The following is a 20,036-nucleotide window of genomic DNA, read 5'->3' as shown; positions in this document are numbered from 1 at the left end:
CAGGCGTGTCCGGAACCGGTTCGTCCTTCGCGTTTTGAATTTCATACGGAGTAGTGCATACTTATGCCTATCGCCGTAAGCCTGTTCGCACAGTTGTGAAGGAGAAAGCCGTGACCGAGCGCGTCGTACTCGCCTACTCGGGCGGTCTGGACACGTCCGTCTGCATCGGCTGGATCGCCGAGGAGACGGGCGCGGAGGTCATCGCCGTCGCCGTCGACGTCGGCCAGGGCGGCGAGGACCTGGACGTCATCCGCCAGCGGGCGCTGGACTGCGGTGCCGTCGAGGCCGAGGTCGCCGACGCCCGCGAGGAGTTCGCCGACGAGTACTGCCTGCCGGCCCTCAAGGCCAACGCCCTCTACCAGGGCCAGTACCCGCTGGTGTCCGCCCTCTCGCGGCCCGTCATCGTCAAGCACCTGGTCGCCGCCGCGCAGAAGCACGGCGCCACCACCGTCGCCCACGGCTGCACCGGCAAGGGCAACGACCAGGTCCGCTTCGAGGTCGGCATCAACTCCCTCGCCCCGGGCCTCAAGTGCATCGCCCCGGTCCGCGACTACGCGATGACCCGGGACAAGGCCATCGCCTTCGCCGAGGCCAAGGGCCTGCCGATCGCCACCACCAAGAAGTCCCCGTACTCGATCGACCAGAACGTCTTCGGGCGGGCCGTGGAGACCGGCTTCCTGGAGGACATCTGGAACGCCCCGATCGAGGACGTCTACGAGTACACCCAGAACCCGGCCACCGCGCGCGAGGCCGACGAGGTGATCATCACCTTCGACGCCGGCGTCCCGGTCGCGGTCGACGGCCGCAAGGTCACCGTCCTGCAGGCCATCGAGGAGCTCAACAGGCGGGCCGGTGCCCAGGGCGTCGGCCGCCTCGACATGGTCGAGGACCGCCTCGTCGGCATCAAGTCCCGGGAGATCTACGAGGCCCCCGGCGCGATCGCCCTGATCACCGCCCACCAGGCGCTGGAGAACGTCACCGTCGAGCGCGAACTCGCCCGCTACAAGCGGCAGGTCGAGCAGCGCTGGGCCGAGCTGGTCTACGACGGCCTGTGGTTCTCCCCGCTCAAGCGCGCCCTGGACGGCTTCGTCAACGAGGCCAACCAGCACGTCTCCGGCGAGATCCGGATGGTCCTGCACGGCGGCCGGGCCGTCGTCAACGGCCGCAAGTCCGACCAGTCGCTCTACGACTTCAACCTCGCCACCTACGACACCGGCGACACCTTCGACCAGTCGATGTCCAAGGGCTTCATCGAGATCTTCGGCCTCTCCTCGAAGATCGCCGCCCGGCGCGACCTGGGCTGAGCCCCACCGGCCCCGGCCGCACCCGGCCGGGGCCGCCCCCTCCCTCCCCCCTCTCTCCCTCCCTCCCGCACGTCAGTAAGGAGCCAGCGATGTCCGCCGACCAGACCGCCTCCGGTGGCGACGTCCGCCTCTGGGGCGCCCGCTTCGCCGACGGCCCGTCCGAGGCCCTGGCCAGGCTCTCCGCCTCGGTGCACTTCGACTGGCGCCTCGCCCCCTACGACATCGCCGGCTCCAAGGCCCACGCCCGCGTCCTGCACAAGGCCGGCCTGCTCGACGACGCCGAACTCGCCGCCATGCACGACGGACTCGACCGGCTCCTCGCCGACGTCGAGGCCGGCACCTTCACCGGCACCATCGCCGACGAGGACGTCCACACCGCCCTGGAGCGGGGCCTGCTGGAGCGCCTCGGCCCCGACCTCGGCGGCAAGCTGCGGGCCGGCCGCTCCCGCAACGACCAGATCGCCACCCTCTTCCGGATGTACCTGCGGGACCACGCGAAGACCATCGGCGCCCTGCTGCTCGACCTCCAGCACGCCCTGGTCGGCCTCGCCGAGGCCCACCCGGACACCGCCATGCCGGGCCGCACCCACCTCCAGCACGCCCAGCCCGTCCTCTTCGCCCACCACGTCCTCGCGCACGTGCAGGCCCTCGGCCGCGACGCCGAGCGGCTGCGCCAGTGGGACGCCCGCACCGCCGTCTCCCCCTACGGCTCCGGGGCCCTGGCCGGCTCCTCGCTCGGCCTCGACCCGCAGGCCGTCGCCGCCGACCTCGGCTTCGAGGGCGGCTCCGTCGGCAACTCCATCGACGGCACCGCCTCGCGCGACTTCGTCGCCGAATTCGCCTTCGTCACCGCGATGATCGGGATCAACCTCTCCCGCATCGCGGAGGAGGTGATCATCTGGAACACCAAGGAGTTCGGCTTCATCACGCTGCACGACGCCTTCTCCACCGGCTCGTCGATCATGCCGCAGAAGAAGAACCCCGACATCGCCGAACTCGCCCGCGGCAAGTCCGGCCGGCTCATCGGCAACCTCACCGGCCTGCTCGCCACCCTCAAGGCCCTCCCGCTCGCCTACAACCGCGACCTGCAGGAGGACAAGGAGCCGGTCTTCGACTCCTGCGACACCCTCGAAGTCCTGCTGCCCGCCTTCACCGGCATGATGGCCACCCTCACCGTCCACCGCGAGCGCCTGGAGGAGCTCGCCCCGGCCGGCTTCTCCCTCGCCACCGACATCGCCGAATGGCTCGTCAAGCAGGGCGTGCCGTTCCGCGTCGCCCACGAGGTCGCCGGCGCCTGCGTCAAGGAGTGCGAGGCCCACGGCATCGAACTCGCCGACCTGACGGACGCCCAGTTCGCCGCCATCTCCGAGCACCTCACCCCCGAGGTCCGCACCGTGCTCAGCGTCCACGGCGCCATCGCCGCCCGCAACGGCCGCGGCGGCACCGCCCCCGGCGCCGTCGCCACCCAGCTCGCCGAGGTCAAGGCCGACCTGGCCGCCCAGCAGGAGTGGGTGACCGGCTGACCCGGTCCCACCACCCGGGGGAGGGGCGCGGTGCACGGTGCACCGCGCCCCTCGCGCGCGCACGCCACCGCACGGCCGTAACCCGCACGGCCGCCACCGGGTCAAGCACGGCATGCGCACCGACCCTCCCTCCCACCCCTCCGCCGAGGACGAGGTCCTCGCCGCACTGCGCCGCCGCCACGTCCGCGAGGCCGTCGCCGCCCTGCCCGGACGCTGCCCGCAACTGGTCGCCGCCCTCACCGAGGACCCGCCGCCCACCTACCGCGAGATCTCCCGCCGCCTCGGCATGCCGCGCGGCTCCATCGGCCCCACCCGCGCCCGCTGCCTCGCCTGCCTGCGCACCCTGCTGCGCACCGAGCGCTACGGCTGACCCGGGCCGCCGTGACCCCCGCCGCCCGCGCCCCGCCGCCGGCCCCTCACCCGTCCGGACGTGACGCTCGCCACGTCCGCCCCTCCCGTCACCCGCGAACGCCGGGCGTGACCCTCGCCACGTCCGGCGGCCGGAAGGTTGAGAGCAGCTGACACGGGGGTAAGGCGCTGGCGAACGCCGCTCTTGACGGTGACGCGCCCGCCCCGATACTGACCGTGGACGCGCCGCCGCCGCCACGGCCCCACCGGGCCGTGCGGGCCGGTACGTTCGTGCGCCACCCCGGCCTGGGCGGATCCCCGGCCGGGACAACACCTCCGGCAGGGAACCGGTGCCACACCCTCACGTTCGCGCGCCGGCACAAGGATGGGGAGGCCCCCGCACATGGGCATGAGCGTCATCATTTCTACCGCCGACACCGACGACGCGGAGCAGATCCTCAAGCTCCAGTACCTCGGCTACCAGAGCGAGGCCGAACTCTACGGCGACTGGGCCATCGAGCCGCTGACCCAGTCCCTGGAGAGCCTGCTCACCGAACTGACCGAGCAGCACGTCCTGGTCGCCCGCCTCGGCGACGAGGTCGTCGGCACCGTACGCGGCCGGGTCGGCGCCGACGGCGTCGCCCGGATAGGGCGCCTGGTCGTCCACCCGCGCATGCAGCGCCACGGCCTCGGCGGACGCCTGCTCCAAGCCCTCGAACAGCGCCTCGCCGACGACGGCGCGCCCACCTCCTACCGGCTGTTCACCGGCCACCGCAGCCTCGGCAACCTGCGCCTCTACGCCCGCCAGGGCTACCGCCAGACCGCCGTCGAACAGGTCAGCGGCCGGCTCGCCCTGGTCCACCTGGAGAAGCCCGCCACCGCCCCGCTCGCCGCCACCGCCTGAACGCCCCGACCGCCCCGGTCCCCGACGGCGCCGCCACCATCCGGACCCCCGGTGGCGGCGCCGAGCCGCATCACCACAGGTCAAGGCCATCGCTGTCCGCAATGCGGACAGCCTTGCCAAATAGTTGGGCGTACCCCCGCCCATCTGTTTTACTGGCTCACATGACTGCGACGACGAAATGGACCCCCACCGGCACACTGCCGGCAGGTGAGCGTGCCATGTGCCGTCGAATGTGTCACCGCTGAGGGCCACCGCCCCCGGCACCCGCTGAGAGTGCCTCCCCCTCGCGCCCCGAAGCGAGGACCCCGGCGCCGTTCCCGTCCGTGCGAGCGCGCCCTTCCTGCCGCACCCCCTCCTTCCGCCTGCCCGCCCACCCGCGGACACGGTGACTCGTAAGGGCCACGCCGTCGCGCGGCCCGGCCGTGCAACGGCCACGATCAAGAGGTGGCAGGTCCGGACCCCCCAGGCACGACGCCGTCCACGTCGCCGACCGCACCCCGGCGCGGCGGCCGTACGCCGTCCGCCCCCGACCCACGGAAGCAGCTGTGATCACCACCACGGACCTCACCAAGGTCTACCGCTCCCGCGGCCGCGAGGTGACCGCCCTCACGGGCGTCGACCTCCACGTCCGCCCCGGCGAGGTCTACGGAGTCGTCGGCACCAGCGGCGCCGGCAAGTCCACCCTCATCCGCTGCGTCAACATGCTGGAACGGCCCAGCTCCGGCACCGTCACCGTGGACGGCGTCGAACTCACCGCCCTCGCCGGCGGCGAGAACCGCGCCGGCAGGGAACTGCGCGAGGCCCGCCGCCGCATCGGCATGGTCTTCCAGCACTTCAACCTGCTCGCCTCCCGCACCGTCCAGCAGAACGTCGAACTCCCGCTGGAGATCATCGGCCTGGACCGCACCGAGCGCCGCCGCAAGGCCGCCGAACTGCTCGACCTCGTCGGCCTCGCCGACAAGGCCCGCAGCTACCCCGGCCAGCTCTCCGGCGGCCAGAAGCAGCGCGTCGGCATCGCCCGCGCCCTCGCCGGCGACCCCAAGGTGCTGCTCTCCGACGAGGCCACCTCCGCCCTCGACCCCGAGACCACCCGCTCCATCCTCAAGCTGCTGCGCGACCTCAACCAGCAGCTCGGTCTCACCGTCCTGCTGATCACCCACGAGATGGACGTCATCAAGTCCGTCTGCGACTCCGCCGCCCTCATGCGCGGCGGCCGGGTCATCGAGTCCGGCGCCCTCACCGACCTGCTCGCCCGGCCCGACTCCGAGCTCGCCCGCGAACTCTTCCCGCTCGGCGAGTTCGGCACCGGCCACCCCGGCGCCACCGTGCTGGAGATCACCTTCCAGGGCGACACCCCCGCCCAGCCCTTCGTCTCCCAGCTCGCCCGTACCTACCAGATCGACATCAACATCCTCGGCGCCGCCGTCGAGACCATCGCGGGCCGCATGGTCGGCCGGATGCGGGTCGAACTGCCCGGCAGCCACCAGGACAACGTGGTGCCCATCGGCTTCCTGCGCGAGCAGGGCCTGCAGGTCGACGTCCTCGACACCACCCTCACCGCGACGACGAAGGGAGCGGACGCATGACCTGGGACCAGATGCAGGAACTGATGTGGCCCGCCACCTGGGAGACCCTCCAGATGGTCGGCGCCGCCACCGTCGGCACCGTCCTGCTCGGACTGCCGCTCGGCGTGCTGCTGGTGCTCACCGACAAGGGCGGCCTGCTGCAGAACCGGCCCGTCAACAAGGTGCTCGGCGCCGTCGTCAACATCGTCCGCTCGGTGCCGTTCATCATCCTGATGATCGCCCTGATCTCCTTCACCCGCTGGCTGGTCGGCACCTCCATCGGCTGGCAGGCCGCGACCGTACCGCTCACCATCGGCGCGATCCCCTTCTTCGCCCGCCTCGTCGAGACCTCCGTGCGCGAGGTCGACCGCGGCCTGGTCGAGGCCGTCCAGGCGATGGGCGGCTCCACCTGGACCATCGTCCGCAAGACGCTGATCCCCGAAGCCCTCCCCGGCCTCGTCGCCTCCGTCACCACCACGATCATCACCCTGATCAGCTACTCCGCCATGGCCGGCGCGGTCGGCGGCGGCGGCCTCGGAACCCTCGCCATCAACTACGGCTACTTCCGCTTCGAGACCGCCTTCATGTGGATCATCGTCGCCGAACTGGTGATCATCGTCACCCTCGTGCAGCTGCTCGGCGACTGGGCCGTCCGCGCCCTCGCCCACCGCGGCCGCAGCGGCGGACGGACCCGCCTGCTCGGCCCGCGCGGCCGCGTCCCCGCCGCCCAGGCCACCCCCGACGACGACCTCGTCGCCCCCTAGACCACCCGGCGTCCGAACCCGGACCCGGCTCCCCGCATCACGCAGAAAGGCACTTTTCGTGCGCAACGCCCTGAAGTTCACCAGCGTCCTCGCCACCGCCGGCATCGCCCTCTCCCTGGCGGCCTGCGGCAGCAACGGCGACTCGAAGTCCTCCTCGGACCCGAACGCGCCGCTCACCGTCGTCGCCAGCCCCACCCCGCACGGACAGATCCTCAAGTACGTCAAGGACAACCTCGCGGACAAGGCCGGCCTCAAGCTCACCATCAAGGAGGTCACCGACTACGTGACCCCCAACACGGCGGTGCAGGACGGCTCGGCCGACGCCAACTACTTCCAGCACGTGCCGTACCTGGAGGACTTCAACAAGAAGCACAACACCCAGATCGTCTCCGTCGAGACGGTCCACCTGGAGCCCCTCGGCCTCTACTCCAAGAAGGTCAAGGCCGTCGGCGACCTCAAGGACGGCGCCACCGTCGGCCTGCCCAACGACGCCACCAACGAGGGCCGCGCGCTCAAGCTCCTCGCCGACAACAACGTCATCACCCTCAAGGACGGCGTCGGCACCGCCGCCACCCCCGCCGACGTCACCGGCAACCCCAAGAACCTCAAGTGGAAGGAGCTGGAGGCCGCCCAGCTGCCCCGCTCCATCGACGACCTCGACGCCGCCGTCATCAACGGCAACTACGCCATCGACGCCGGCCTCAAGCCCACCAGCGACTCGCTCGTCCTGGAGAAGGCCGAGGGCAACCCCTACGCCAACATCCTCGCGGTCAAGCAGGGCAAGGAGAACGACCCCCGGGTCAAGAAGCTCGCCGAGCTGCTCCACTCGCCCGAGGTGAAGAAGTACATCGACGACACCTTCAAGGGCGCCGTCATCCCGGCCTTCTGATCCGCGCCACCCGCGCCGCCGACCCGTCCCGCCGGACCACACCGGGCCCCCGCCGCAACCAGGCGGGGGCCCGGTCGGGCAGTATGCACCAGTGACGGTCCGACAGACCCACATCTGACGTACCGTCGTCCGGTCCGTGCACCGCGTGACAACCCGGCACCGGCGAGGCGTACGGTGTGTCCACGACCCGGCGAGGAGAGACGGCATGGCAGCGAGCTTCCCCGAGACCGCCATCAGCACCGAACGGCTGCTGCTGCGCCCGCTTGCGGAGGACGACGCCCCCGGCCTGGCCGCCATGATGGCCGACGAACTCGTCCTGGCCTGGACCGACCAGCCCCACCCCTTCACCGAGGCCCACGCCACCGACCTGGCCCGCACCCTCGCCCCCGCCCACCGCGCCGCCGGCCACGGCATCGTCCTCGCCGTCACCGAACACCTCACCCAGCGCCTGGTCGGCCTCGTCGAACTCCGCAACACCGACTGGCGGCTGCGCTCCACCGAGATCGCCTTCGTCACCGCCGCCTGGGCCCGCGGCGAGGGCTACGCCCCCGAAGCCGTCCTCGGCGTCGCCCAGTGGCTCTTCGAGGACCGCGGCTTCCAGCGCCTGGAACTGCGCACCGCCGCCGGCAACACCGCCGCCCAGCAGGTCGCCCAGAAGATCGGCGGCATCAGCGAAGGCGTGCTGCGCAGCGCCTGGATAGTGCGCGGCGAGCCCGGCGAGAGCGCCCCCGGGGCCCCCGCCGGCCGCCCGGCCGCCACCGACAGCCGCAGCGACCTCATCCTGTGGAGCCTGCTGCCCGAGGACCTCGACACCCCCGAGGCCCCCGCCCCGGCCTGGGCCGGCGGCGACCGCTACGTCCTGCGCGACTGACCCCGCCGCCCGCCCCGCACCCCGCACCCCGCACCGTCCGCCGCCGCCCCGCCCGCCCCGCCGCGCACAGGTGTGCGAGATGTCCGCGCCGAGGGGATCACACCCGGTAACCTCTGACCGGCGCCGCACACCGGCGCCGCCTGTCGGCGCACGGATGGCGAGGGAGACAGCCGCAGATGGCTGACCGGATCACGGTCATCGGATGGGACGGCACACCGCTCACCGAGGCCGCCGCCGCGGCCCTCGCCGCAGCCACTCTGGTGGCCGGCGCCCCCTACCAACTGGGGGCCCTCCCGGTCCCGCCCGCCGCCGAACGCATCGCCCTCGGCAGCATCCAGCTCGCCGCCCGCCGCATCGCCGAACACCGCGGCGCCGCCGTCGTCATCGCCGAGGGCGACCCCGGCTTCTTCGGTGTCGTGCGCACCCTGCGCCGCCCCGAATACGGCCTCGAACTCGAAGTCCTGCCCGCCGTCTCCTCCGTCGCCGCCGCCTTCGCCCGCGCCGGCATGCCCTGGGAGGACGCCCAGGTCGTCAGCGCCCACGGCGGACGGCTGCGCCGCGCCGCCAACGTCTGCCGCGCCCACCCCAAGGTCGCCGTCCTCACCGCCCCCGGCGCCGGACCCAGCGAACTCGCCCTCATGCTCCGAGGCGTCCACCGCACCTTCGTCGTCTGCGAGGCTCTCGGCACCCCCGACGAGGACGTCACCGTCCTCACCTCCGACCGCGTCGCCGACCACATCTGGCGCGACCCCAGCGTCGTCCTGGTGATCGGCGGCAGCAGCGCCGGCGGCCCCGGCGGCGGCCCGCAGAGCGGAGCCGCCGGCGAAGCGGCCGGCTGGCTCGCCGGACGCCCCGTCGGCTACCCCGGCCCCGACCGCGGCTGGGCCCTGCCCACCGACACCTACACCGGCACCGGGCGCACGCCCGGCGCGAGCGACACGCTCCCGGCGCACGTCCGCGCCCTCGTGCTCGCCCGCCTCGGCGCCCGCCCCGGCGACCTCGTCTGGTCCGTCGGCGCCGGAAGCGGCGCACTCGCCGTCGAGGCCGCCCGCTTCGGCGCCGCCGTCGTCGCCGTCGAGGCCGACCGCGCCGCCTGCGCCCGCCTCGCCGTCAACGCCCGCCGCCACGGCGTCGAGGTCGAGACCGTGCACGGCCACGGCCCCGACGTCCTCGGCGAACTCCCCGAACCCGACGCCGCCGTCGTCGAGACCGGCGGCCCCGAAGCGGTGCGCGCCGTGCTCTCCCGCCGCCCCGAACGCATCGTCGCCGTCGCCCGCACCCTCGCCGAGGCCGAGGAGGTCCGCCGCACCATCGCCGAGGCCGGCTACCGCGCCGACGGCGCCCTGCTCCAGTCCGCACCACTGCTCGCCCCCGCCCCCGCCGACCGGACCGGCGGCGACGGCGGGCACGGGCTGCGCCTCGGCGTCGGCGACCCCGGCACCTTCCTGCTCTGGGGTGAGCAGAAAGCGTGAAGGCCCGGTGCCGATTCCGGCGCGCGCGCCGGAGCCCCGCGACCGCCCGGCCGCACCGGACGGTGATCCAGGTCGCATCCGGACACCGATTCGAGAGGCGGACCCGCCGGGCCGGTAGTGTGGCGTCCGGGACGGCTGCGGCCTCCGCCGACCCGCCCGATCCGGTCGGTCCGTCGCCTTTCTGACGCGGTGCGGACCGATTCGGCTCGAAGTGTGGGCAATTCGACGGGCCGCCCACCGGACCTGGAGAATGCCGTAGGGTCCGGTGCGGTCGTGCCGGTTGCCCCGGCTTGTCGTTGTTTCAGATGACGCGCCGCCCGTCACGGGTGGTGCGCGGGGCCGGGGTGCCGCAGCGCGCCGGAAGGACTTCGGCCGCAGCGCCTCGGCGCGGCGGCCGTGTGTGGTTGAGGGGCGGGCCGGTGCAGGCCCGACCCGTGCGGATGGGCGCTGCGGTCGGTGATCGCGTCGCCGAGGGCGCGGCAGCGGCCTGGAAGGAGCTTTGACATGACCGATGGCGGCCACGTCCCGAACGAGGGACTGCCGGAGCACCTGCTCGCCGGGCCCGACCCGCTCCGCGGCCCCGAGGGCCCCGCGGCCGTCGCACCCGGGCAGGGCCTCGCGACGGACGGCTCCGGCCTGCCCGGCACGCTCCCGCCCGGCGCCGGCGTCCTCCCGCCGCACGGCGTCCCCGCCCAGGGCGCCCCGCTCGGCGCGCCCGGATTCGCCGCCCCCGGCGTCCCCGGCGACGGCTGGACCGTCGACCAGGCCGCCCAGCACCCCGCCTTCCACTTCGTCGACCAGCCGGACGGCCTCGACGACGAGGACGACGTCCTGCTGATGCCCGGCCCGCAGGGCACCTGGGGCGAACCCGTCGCCGACCAGCAGACCCCGCCCGGCACCCCCGTCGAGCCCTCCTGGCCGCCGCTGGACCCGCCCGTGCTCGGCGCCGCCCAGGCCCCGCAGGCCCCGCTGCACGCCCAGCCCGCGCCCGGCGGCCAGACCGTCCCGGTCCAGGCCCAGGGCCCCGAGGCGATGACGGCCGCTCAGCAGCCGCGCCGCCCGCTGCACGCCGGCCCGCCGATCCCGGACCCCTCCCTGATGACCGGCCAGGTCCCGGTCCGCTCCCTCGCGGACCGCGGCCCCTCCACCGGCAGCACGCCCGCCCACGGCATCCCCGTCGTGTCGCCGGCCGCCGCCGTCCAGCCGGAGGCGCAGGCCGCCCCGGTGGCCGCGCCCGTCGCCCAGCCCGTGCCGGCCGCGCAGCCGGCCGCCGCGCCCGCCGGGGCGCCGGTGCCGGTCGCGCCCGTGGAGGCCGCCGCGAGCGCCGCTCCGGTCGAGATCGCCGAGGCCGTCGAGGCCGCGGGGGCCGCCGAGGCCGTTGCCGTGCCCGTCGAGCAGGCCGTGGCCGGCCCGGAGACCGTCGAGGTCCCCGCGGCGCAGCCGGGCGCCCCCGCCCCCGTCGCGACGCCCGAGACCGCCGAGCCGGTTGCCGCCCCCGTCGCCGCCGAGGCCCCGGCCGCCCCTGTCGCCGAGCAGCCGGTGGCCGAGCAGGCCGTCGCCGAGCCGGTCGCCGTCGAGCAGCAGCCCATCGTGGAGCAGGCCGTCGTGGAGCAGGCCGTCGTGGAGCAGCCGGCCGCCGAGGCCCCGGTCGCCGAGCAGCAGCCGGCCGCTCCGGCCGGCCCGCCGCGCCGCATCTCCGCCTTCCTCGCCGCGCCGACCCCGCACGGCCTGCCGCAGGTCGAGGCCGTCGCCCCGGCCGCGCCGGCCGCCGTCGACACGGAGGCCGAGCAGTCCGCCCCCATAGCGCCCGTCGCCGAGCAGGCCGTGCCCGTCGAGGCGTCCGCGCCCGCCGCCGAGGTCCCGGCCGAGGCCGTCGAGGCCGCCGCCCCGCCGGCCGAGCCCGTTCCGGCCGAGCAGCCCGTCGCCGAGCCGGCCGAGCCGGTGGCCCAGGCCGCGGAGCCGGTCGCCGCCGAGCAGCCTGTGGTGGAGCAGCCCGCCGCCGAGCCGGTCGCCGCCGAGCAGCAGCCCGTCGCCGAGGCCGTGGTGGAGGCCGTGGTCGAGGCCGCCGCCGAAACCGCCGTCGGCACCGGCGAGATGCCCTCGGGCCAGCCGGTCGCCGTCGCGGCCCCGGTCGCGGCGGAGGCCGCCGAGCCCGTTGCCGAGCCGGTCGCCGCCGAGCAGCAGCCCGTCGCCGAGGCCGTGGTCGAGGCCGCGCCCGAGGCCGACGCCGCCGCTCCGACCGGGGCCGCCGGCACCGCCGAGACCGTCGCCGAAGCCGTCGCGGAACCCACCGAGACCGTCGAGTCCACCGAGGCCGCTGAGACCGAGGGCGCACCCGCCGAGGCCCCCGAGGGCGAGGCCGTCACCGAGGCCGAGCCCGAGGCCGTCACCGAGCCCGCCGAACCGCGCGGCCCGGCCGCCCCCGGCTACGACGACGCCGGCCGCGAGGCCGTGCACCAGGTCATCCGCGAGCGCCGCGACGTCCGCAACGGCTTCCGCCCCGACCCGATCCCGCACGAGGTGCTGATCCGCGTCCTGGAGGCCGCTCACACCGCCCCCAGCGTCGGCTACTCGCAGCCCTGGGACTTCGTGGTCATCCGCTCCGCGAAAACCCGCCGCAAGATGCACGAACTGGCCGAGCGCCAGCGCGAGGCGTACGCGGACTCGCTCCCCAAGGGCCGCGCGAAGCAGTTCAAGGAAATCAAGATCGAGGCGATCCTCGAGACGCCCGTCAACATCGTGGTCACCGCCGACCGCACCCGCGGCGGCCGCCACACCCTGGGCCGCCACACCCAGCCGCAGATGGCCCCGTACTCGGCCGCCCTCGCCGTCGAGAACCTCTGGCTGGCCGCCCGCGCCGAGGGCCTGGGCGTCGGCTGGGTGAGTTTCTTCGACGAGGAGGAGCTGGTCCGCGAGCTCGGCCTGCCCGAGCACCTGGAGGTCGTCGCCTACCTGTGCGTCGGCTTCGTCGACACCTTCCCCGACGAGCCCGAGCTCCAGCAGCAGGGCTGGGCGAAGAAGCGCCCGCTGTCCTGGGTGGTCCACGAGGAGCAGTACGGCAACCGCGCCCTGCCGGGCGAGGAGCCGCACGACGTGCTCTCCGAGACGCTGCGCGGCATCCGCCCGCTGGACGCCAAGGCGCTCGGCGAGGCCTGGGACCGCCAGAAGCGGATGACCAAGCCGGCCGGCTCGCTCGGCATGCTGGAGATCATCTCCGCCCAGCTGAGCGGCCTGTCCCGCAAGTGCCCGCCGCCGATCCCGGAGCCCGCCTGCGTCGCGGTCTTCGCCGGCGACCACGGTGTGCACGCGCAGGGCGTCAGCCCCTGGCCGCAGGAGGTCACCGCCCAGATGGTCGGCAACTTCCTCGCCGGGGGAGCGGTGGTCAACGCCTTCGCCAAGCAGATCGGCACCGAGGTCTGCGTGGTCGATGTCGGCGTGGCCGCCGAACTGCCGGACGCGATCCAGCAGGGCCGCACCACCGGCCTGCTGCCGCGCAAGGTCAAGCCCGGCACGGACGACATGACCCAGGGCCCGGCGATGACCCGCGAGGAGGCCCTCAAGGCCCTCGAAGTCGGCATCGAGACGGCCCGCGACCTCGTCGCGGCCGGCAACAAGGCCCTGGTCACCGGCGACATGGGCATCGCCAACACCACCGCCTCCGCCGCCCTGATCTCGGTGTTCACCGGCCTGGACCCGGCCGAGGTCACCGGCCGCGGCACCGGCATCGACGACGAGACGCACGCCCGCAAGGTCGAGGTGATCCGGACCGCCCTGGCCCTGCACCAGCCGGACCCGGCCGACCCGATCGGCGTCCTCGCCGCCGTCGGCGGCCTGGAGCACGCGGCCCTCGCCGGTTTCCTGCTCGGTGCGGCCAGCCTGCGCACCCCGGTCATCCTGGACGGCGTGATCGCCGGCTCGGCCGCGCTCGTCGCCAAGGCGATCGCCCCCGAGGTGCTGGCCGCCTGCATCGCCGGCCACCGCTCGGCCGAGCCCGGCCACCAGGCCGCGCTCGCCAAGCTCGGCCTGCGCCCGCTGATCGACCTCGACCTGCGGCTCGGCGAGGGCACCGGTGCCCTGCTGGCCCTGCCGCTGGTGCAGAGTGCGGCCCGCGCGATGCACGATGTAGCCACCTTCGACTCCGCCGGGGTCACCGAGAAGGCCTGACGCTCGTCCGAACCGCTCCGCGCACCGGCCCGAGGGCGCGCCGGTGCGCGGAGCGGCGCCGCATCCCCCCACTCTCACCGATCCAGGAGCACCACCGATGACCGCGCCCACCCCGCACCCCAGCACCGAGGGCCGCACCCCGTACCCCGTCGGCCTGCTGCTGGCCGGCCGCCGCGTCGTCGTGGTCGGCGGCGGCCACGTCGCCCAGCGGCGGCTGCCCGCCCTGCTCGCCACCGGCGCCGACGTGCACCTGATATCCCCGGCCACCACCCCGGCCGTCCAGGCGATGGCCGACGCGGGCGAGCTGACCTGGCACCGGCGGCCGTACCGGGACGGCGACCTCGCCGACACCTGGTACGCGCTGGTGGCCACCGACGACCCGGCGGTGAACACCGCCGTCAGCGCGGAGGCCGAGCGCGAGCGGGTGTTCTGCGCCCGCAGCGACGACGCCTCCGCCGCCACCGCGTGGACTCCGGCCAGCGGGCGCGACGCGGGGGCGACCGTGGCCGTCCTCACCGGCGACCCGCGGCACTCGGCGGCGCTGCGCGACTCGATCGTCGAGGGGCTGCGGGACGGCTCGCTGGCCGCCCGCCAGTACCGCGCCCGCGGCGCGGGCGTCGCGCTGGTCGGCGGCGGCCCGGGCGACCCGGACCTCATCACGGTGCGCGGCCGGCGCCTGCTCGCGGACGCGGACGTGGTGGTGGCGGACCGGCTGGCGCCGCGCGAACTGCTCGCGGAACTGCCGGAGCACGTCGAGGTGATCGACGCGTCGAAGATCCCCTACGGGCGCTTCATGGCGCAGGAGGCGATCAACCGGACGCTGGTCGAGCACGCCAAGGCCGGCAAGTTCGTGGTGCGGCTGAAGGGCGGCGACCCGTACGTGTTCGGGCGCGGCGGCGAGGAACTGCTGGCCTGCGCCGAGGCGGGGCTGCCGGTCACGGTGGTGCCGGGCATCTCCAGCTCGATCAGCGTGCCGGCGGCGGCCGGCGTGCCGGTCACCCACCGGGGGATGACCCACGAGTTCACGGTGGTCTCGGGACACGTGGGGCCGGACGACGAGCGGTCGCTCACCAACTGGGGAGCGCTCGCGCGGATGACCGGCACCCTGGTGCTGCTGATGGCCGTCGACAAGATCGGCGCGATCGCGGCCCGGCTGATCGAGGAGGGACGCGCCGCCGACACCCCGGTGGCCGTCGTCCAGGAGGGCACCACCGCCGCCCAGCGCCGCGTCGACGCCACCCTGGCCACCGTCGCCGCCACCGTCGAGGCCGAGGGCGTCAAGCCCCCGGCGGTCATCGTCATCGGCGACGTCGTCAACGTCCTCGCCCCCGGCGCCTGAGCCCCGTCCCCCGTTCCCCGTCCCCTTTGCAATCCCTCGCCATCGGCACTTTGCAAACAGCTCTGTTTGCAAAGTGCCGATGCGTTTTCCCAGTTCATCCCGCCCAGCACCCCGTTCTCCCGCACTTTGCAAAGTTTGTACTTTGCAAAGTGCGGGAGGGGGAGCCGGACCCGCCGGCTACTCCAGCGGCTGCTCGGTCCAGATGACCTTCCCGGTGGCCGTGTACCGGGTACCCCAGCGGTCCGCGAACTGGGCGACCAGGAACAGCCCGCGCCCGCCCTCGTCCGTGGTGGCCGCGTACCGCAGGTGCGGCGACGTGCTGCTGCCGTCCGACACCTCGCAGATCAGCGCCCGGTCGAGCAGCAGCCGCACCTTGATCGGCCCCGTGCCGTAGCGGATCGCGTTGGTCACCAGCTCGCTCAGGATCAGCTCGGTGACGAACGCCGCGTCCGCCAGCCCCCACCGCTCCAACTGCTCCGCCACCGCCGCCCGCACACCCGCGACCGCCGCCGGATCCGACGGCACGTCCCACTGCGAGACCTGCCCCGCCGGCAGCCCCCGGGTCCGCGCCACCAGCAGCGCGATGTCGTCCTGTGGCCGCGCCGGCAGCAGCGCCCCCAGCACGTCCGCACACGTCTGCTCCGGCGTCCGCGGCGGCCCGGCCAACGCCGCCCGCAACAGTTCCAGCCCCTCGTCGATGTCCCGCTCGCGGTCCTCCACCAGCCCGTCCGTGTAGAGCACCAGCCGGCTGCCCTCCGCCACCTCCAGCTCCACCGTCTCGAACGGCAGCACCGCCAGCCCCAGCGGCGGCCCGGTCGGCAGCTCAGGGAACACCACCGACCCGTCGGGCCGCACCAGAGCCGGCGGCGGATGCCCCGCACTCGCCACCGTGCACCGCCGCGCCACCGGGTCGTAGATCAGGTACAGGCAGGTCGCCCCCGTCACCGCCGCCGCGTCCCCGGTCGCCGACTCCTCCAGGTCGATCCGGTTCACCAGCTCGTCCAGATGCCCCAGCAACTCGTCCGGCGGCAGGTCCAGCGTCGAGAAGTTGTGGATCGCCGTCCGCAGCCGCCCCATCGTCGCCGCCGCGTGCAGCCCGTGCCCCACCACGTCCCCCACCACCAGCGCCACCCGCGCCCCCGGCAGCGGGATCAGGTCGAACCAGTCCCCGCCCACCCCCGCCTGCGCCGGCAGGTACCGGTGCGCCACCTCCAGCGCGTTCTGCGCCGGCAGGCTGCGCGGCAGCAGACTGTGCTGCAGGGTCACCGCCATCGCGTGCTCGCGGGTGTACCGGCGCGCGTTGTCGATGCACACGGCCGCGTGTGAGACCAGCTCCTCCGCCAGCGCCAGGTCCTCCTCCTCGAACGGCTCCGCCCGCTCCGCGCGCCAGAACCGGACGATCCCCAGCAGCACCCCGCGGGCCTTCAGCGGCACCCGCACCAGCGAGTGCACCCCGTACGCCAGCACCCGCGCCGCACCCTCCGGGTCCTGCTCCCGCCACCCCTCGGCCTCCGCCAACCGGGGCTCCACCCCCGGCAGCCCGCTGTTCAACGACCCCGCCAGCGGCGTCGAAGGTGCCACGTCCACCACCGTGCCCACCGGGTAGAACGGCGCGTCGTCGCGCACCGCCGCCACCGCCGCCCGCCGCATCCGCAACAGCGCCGGACCGGCCGGCGGCTCGTCGCCCTCCAGCACCTGGTCGGCCAGGTCCACCGTGACGATGTCGGCGAACCGGCCCACCGCCACCAGCGCCAGCTCCTCGGCCGTCCGCGTCACGTCCAGCGTGGTGCCCACCGTCACCCCGGCGTCGTACAGCAGCCGCAGCCGCCGCTGCGCCCCCTCGGCGCGCCCGGACAGCGCCAGCAGCTCCGTGGAGTCGCGCAGCGTCGCCACCGACCCCGGCGGCCCGCCGTCGCGGTCGGTGGGCCGCACGTTGACCGCCAGCAGCCGCTCGCCGGCCAGCACCACCTCGTCGCTGACCGCCCGCCCGTCCGCCAGCAGCTCCAGCGGCGCCGTCTCCAGCCCCAGCTCGGTCAGCGGACGGCCCTCGGCGTCCGGCGGCAGGTCCAGCAGCCGGCGCGCCTCGTCGTTGCAGAGCAGCAGCCGCCCGTCACCGCCGATGATCAGCACGCCCTCGCGCACCGCGTGCAGCACCGCCGCGTGGTGCTCGTACATGCGGGTCATCTCGGTCGGCCCCAGCCCGTGGGTCTGCCGCTTCAGCCGCCGGCTGATCAGCGCCGTCCCGCCGGTCGCCAGCGCCAGCCCGGCCGCCGCGGCCCCCAGCACCACCGGCAGCTGCCGCTCGCTGGCACTGCTCACCTTGGCGATGGTGATGCCCGCCGACACCGCCCCGACCACCTGCCCGTCCGCCGCGTGCACCGGCACGACGGCCTGCACCAGCGCTCCGAGGGTGCCGGTGACCTGCTCGGTCACCACCTGGCCGGCCAGCGCGGGCTGGTAGTCGCCGATGAACTTCTGGCCGATCCGCGCCGGATTGGGGTGGGTGAGACGGATGCCGTCGGTGTCGAGCACCACGATGAAGTCCACGCCCGCGTTGATCCGCGCCGACTGCGCCGAGGGCTGCAGGAGCGCGGTCGGGTCCGGGGAGCGCAGCGCCGCGACGATGCCCGGCGAGTTCGCGTAGGTCTGCGCGACCGCCACCGAGCGGTTGGTGGCCTCCTGCCGGGCGTCGTTGCGGGACTGCACCACCAGCGCGACCACGGCCGCCACCACCAGCAGCAGCACGACCACGACCTGCAGCGCGAAGACCTGTCCGGCCACCGACCGCACCCGGGCCGGGGTGGTCCGGGCCGTTCGTGATCGCTGGTGCCGACCGTGAGGGCGCCCACCGGGCGAGCCGGCGACGGTACCGGTGGATCGGGAGGCGGAGGTGGAACCGGCCGCACCAGGGTCCGACGGAGCCCAAGATCGGCCCGGAAAACGGGCCATACGTCATATTTGCACTCCACGCGGTGGCGGGCCAAGGCCGACCACCCCGCTCGTTGGGCCGGTTGGCCTTCCCCGCCCCGACTTGGCAAGATCGCAGGGTGTCCGAACCCCGCACCATCACCGACCCCGACGACCCGCGCCTGGCCGACTACACCGGCCTGACCGACGTCGAACTCCGCCGCCGCCGCGAACCCGCCGAGGGCCTGTTCATCGCCGAGGGCGAGAAGGTCGTCCGCCGCGCCCTGGCGGCCGGCTACCGGATGCGGTCGATGCTGCTGACCCCCAAGTGGCTGGACGTGATGGCGGACGTCATCGCCGAGGTTGACGCGCCCGTCCACGTCGTCGAGCCCGCCCTGGCCGAGGCCGTCACCGGCTACCACGTCCACCGCGGCGCCCTCGCCTCGATGGAGCGCCAACCGCTGCCGGACGCCGCCGAACTGCTGGCCGGCGCCCGCCGGGTGGCCGTCCTGGAAGGCCTGGTGGACCACACCAACCTGGGCGCCATCTTCCGCAGCGCCGCCGCCCTCGGTATGGACGCCGTCCTGCTCTCGCCCGACTGCGCGGACCCGCTGTACCGGCGCGCGGTGAAGGTGTCGATGGGCGCCGTCTTCGCCGTCCCGTACGCCCGGCTGGACCCCTGGCCGGCCGCCCTGGACACGGTGCGCGCCGCCGGCTTCAGCCTGCTCGCCCTCACTCCGGCCGACACCGCTGTCGACCTGGCCGCCCTCGCCCCGCACCGCCTCCCCAAGGCGGCCCTGATGCTCGGCGCCGAGGGCGACGGCCTCACCCGTCACGCCCTGGCCGCCGCCGACCACGCGGTGCGCATCCCGATGGCGCACGGCGTCGACTCGCTCAACGTCGGCGCCGCGGCGGCCGTCGCCTTCTACGCCGTCAGCACCACCGCCTGAGCGGGAAGCCCGAACGGGACGCCGGACCGGCAAGCAAGCCAGACCAGTAGGCAAGCCAGACCAGTAGGCAAGCCGGAGCGGGAAGTCGGACCGGCCGACTTCCTGCTCCGCGGTGTCGGCGTCAGCCCGCCGGGGCGGTCGGCGGCGCGGGGGCGGCGGCGGGCGGCGGGGTGGTGACCGGGGGAGTCATGGTGGGGGAGCCGGGCCAGGACTCCTCCAGCGTGCCGTCCGCGCGCGCCGTGTACCGGGTGGAGGTGGCGGCCCCGGTCTGGGCGACCCGCTCCTCCCGCACCAGCGCGCCGTTCTCCAAGCGCCAGGCCGCCGTCGCCTGCGGATCCGCCGCCGAGGAGCGGGAGGCCACGGTGACGGGGGAGTCCCCGGTGAAGGAGAACAGCTGCACGAGGTCGACCGGCACCGAGCCCTCCGAGCGCCGCAGCACCACCAGCGCGGCCGGCGCGCCCTTGTACCGGGCCGGGAGTACCGCGGTGAGCGCGACCTGCGGCCCCGCGCCCGCCGAACGGCCCTCCCGCAGGGCGATCGCCGGACCGCCCGCCGGATCGGCGTAGGAGCGGTTCGGCCAGTCGACCGCCGGGCCGGCGCCCTGGGCGGGCAGCAGCGCGCCCTCCGCCGCGCCCCCGTGCGCCGCGGCCGCCAGCGGGGTGGTCGACGGCGCGAGCCCGTCCGCCGAGAGCGCCGCCCCGGTCGGCGTCTCCACGGCGGGGACGGACGCGGGCCCGGCGCCGTCAGCGCCCGGCGAGGTGGCCGGGGAGGCCGGCGCCGCCACCGAGTTCGTGGGCGCCCGCACCCCCTGCTTGTCCCGGTTCTCGCACCCCTGCGCCGCCGCGATGGCCAGCGCCACACCCACCGTCACCGTCACGAACACCACCAGCCGCTGGCGCAGCAGCCGCTGCCGCGCCGTCCCGGGGCGCCCGCCGGGGGCGGGCGTGTGCTGCCCGTTCGGTACAGATCGCCACCGGCCCCAAACGCACCTACCACAGGTCCGGCCAGATCGACCCCTCCGGCACCGCGGGCGGCC

At 74.7% G+C, this 20,036-nt stretch carries 14 protein-coding genes; 12 read left to right on the top strand and 2 right to left on the bottom strand.

Features of this window, described 5'->3' with window-relative positions; translation table 11 throughout:
- Positions 1–110 precede the first annotated feature (110 nt).
- The 11 genes from ABT093_RS34180 to cobA all read left to right on the top strand — a co-directional run bounded on the left by ABT093_RS34180 (position 111) and on the right by cobA (position 15,143).
- Positions 111–1,304: an argininosuccinate synthase gene (locus tag ABT093_RS34180; RefSeq protein WP_350570987.1), complete on the top strand. Its 1,194-nt coding sequence runs from the start codon at positions 111–113 to the stop codon at positions 1,302–1,304.
- A gap of 89 nt (positions 1,305–1,393) precedes the next feature.
- The gene (gene argH / locus ABT093_RS34175; RefSeq protein WP_350570985.1) at positions 1,394–2,827 is read left to right on the top strand and encodes an argininosuccinate lyase; all 1,434 of its coding nucleotides are present in this window, start codon (positions 1,394–1,396) and stop codon (positions 2,825–2,827) included.
- 112 nt (positions 2,828–2,939) lie between these two features.
- The gene (locus ABT093_RS34170) at positions 2,940–3,197 is read left to right on the top strand and encodes an RNA polymerase sigma factor (protein ID WP_350570983.1); all 258 of its coding nucleotides are present in this window, start codon (positions 2,940–2,942) and stop codon (positions 3,195–3,197) included.
- 381 nt (positions 3,198–3,578) lie between these two features.
- Positions 3,579–4,079 (top strand): GNAT family N-acetyltransferase, encoded by a 501-nt coding sequence (locus ABT093_RS34165; RefSeq protein WP_350570982.1) that lies wholly within the window; start codon positions 3,579–3,581, stop codon positions 4,077–4,079.
- 545 nt (positions 4,080–4,624) lie between these two features.
- A complete protein-coding gene (locus ABT093_RS34160; protein WP_350570980.1) occupies positions 4,625–5,665 on the top strand; it encodes a methionine ABC transporter ATP-binding protein in 1,041 nt (346 codons plus the stop codon).
- Positions 5,662–6,408 (top strand): methionine ABC transporter permease, encoded by a 747-nt coding sequence (locus ABT093_RS34155; protein WP_350570979.1) that lies wholly within the window; start codon positions 5,662–5,664, stop codon positions 6,406–6,408. The genes ABT093_RS34160 and ABT093_RS34155 overlap by 4 nt, the downstream gene beginning before the upstream one ends.
- Before the next feature lie 58 nt (positions 6,409–6,466).
- Complete coding sequence (locus tag ABT093_RS34150; RefSeq protein ID WP_350570978.1) at positions 6,467–7,297, top strand: MetQ/NlpA family ABC transporter substrate-binding protein; 831 nt, start codon at positions 6,467–6,469, stop codon at positions 7,295–7,297.
- 205 nt (positions 7,298–7,502) lie between these two features.
- The gene (locus tag ABT093_RS34145; protein WP_350570977.1) at positions 7,503–8,168 is read left to right on the top strand and encodes a GNAT family N-acetyltransferase; all 666 of its coding nucleotides are present in this window, start codon (positions 7,503–7,505) and stop codon (positions 8,166–8,168) included.
- Positions 8,169–8,344: 176 nt separating this feature from the next.
- Positions 8,345–9,640 carry a precorrin-6y C5,15-methyltransferase (decarboxylating) subunit CbiE gene (gene cbiE, locus ABT093_RS34140; RefSeq protein WP_350570976.1) on the top strand — a complete coding sequence of 432 codons (1,296 nt, stop codon included), beginning with the start codon at positions 8,345–8,347 and terminating at the stop codon, positions 9,638–9,640.
- A 504-nt stretch (positions 9,641–10,144) separates the two neighbouring features.
- Positions 10,145–13,804, top strand: coding sequence for a nicotinate-nucleotide--dimethylbenzimidazole phosphoribosyltransferase (gene cobT / locus ABT093_RS34135; RefSeq protein WP_350570974.1), 3,660 nt, complete (start codon positions 10,145–10,147; stop codon positions 13,802–13,804).
- 97 nt (positions 13,805–13,901) lie between these two features.
- A complete protein-coding gene (cobA, locus tag ABT093_RS34130) occupies positions 13,902–15,143 on the top strand; it encodes a uroporphyrinogen-III C-methyltransferase (RefSeq protein ID WP_350570973.1) in 1,242 nt (413 codons plus the stop codon).
- Between the two features lie 177 nt (positions 15,144–15,320).
- Here cobA and ABT093_RS34125 read toward each other — a convergent pair whose 3' ends face one another.
- Positions 15,321–18,092, bottom strand: a complete 2,772-nt coding sequence (locus tag ABT093_RS34125; RefSeq protein WP_350570971.1) for a SpoIIE family protein phosphatase — start codon at positions 18,090–18,092, stop codon at positions 15,321–15,323.
- A 98-nt stretch (positions 18,093–18,190) separates the two neighbouring features.
- On the opposite strand from ABT093_RS34125, the gene ABT093_RS34120 reads away from it, so the two are divergent.
- Positions 18,191–19,000 carry a TrmH family RNA methyltransferase gene (locus ABT093_RS34120; RefSeq protein ID WP_350570970.1) on the top strand — a complete coding sequence of 270 codons (810 nt, stop codon included), beginning with the start codon at positions 18,191–18,193 and terminating at the stop codon, positions 18,998–19,000.
- Between the two features lie 121 nt (positions 19,001–19,121).
- Here ABT093_RS34120 and ABT093_RS34115 read toward each other — a convergent pair whose 3' ends face one another.
- On the bottom strand, positions 19,122–19,877 hold the full coding sequence (locus ABT093_RS34115) for a hypothetical protein (protein WP_350570968.1): 756 nt from the start codon (positions 19,875–19,877) through the stop codon (positions 19,122–19,124).
- Positions 19,878–20,036: the final 159 nt, after the last annotated feature.

Source organism: Kitasatospora sp. NPDC002551 (assembly GCF_040296005.1).
Taxonomy (GTDB): domain Bacteria; phylum Actinomycetota; class Actinomycetes; order Streptomycetales; family Streptomycetaceae; genus Kitasatospora.
The sequence above is the reverse complement of the archived record's forward strand: the minus strand, read 5'-3'. Positions and strand labels throughout refer to the sequence as shown.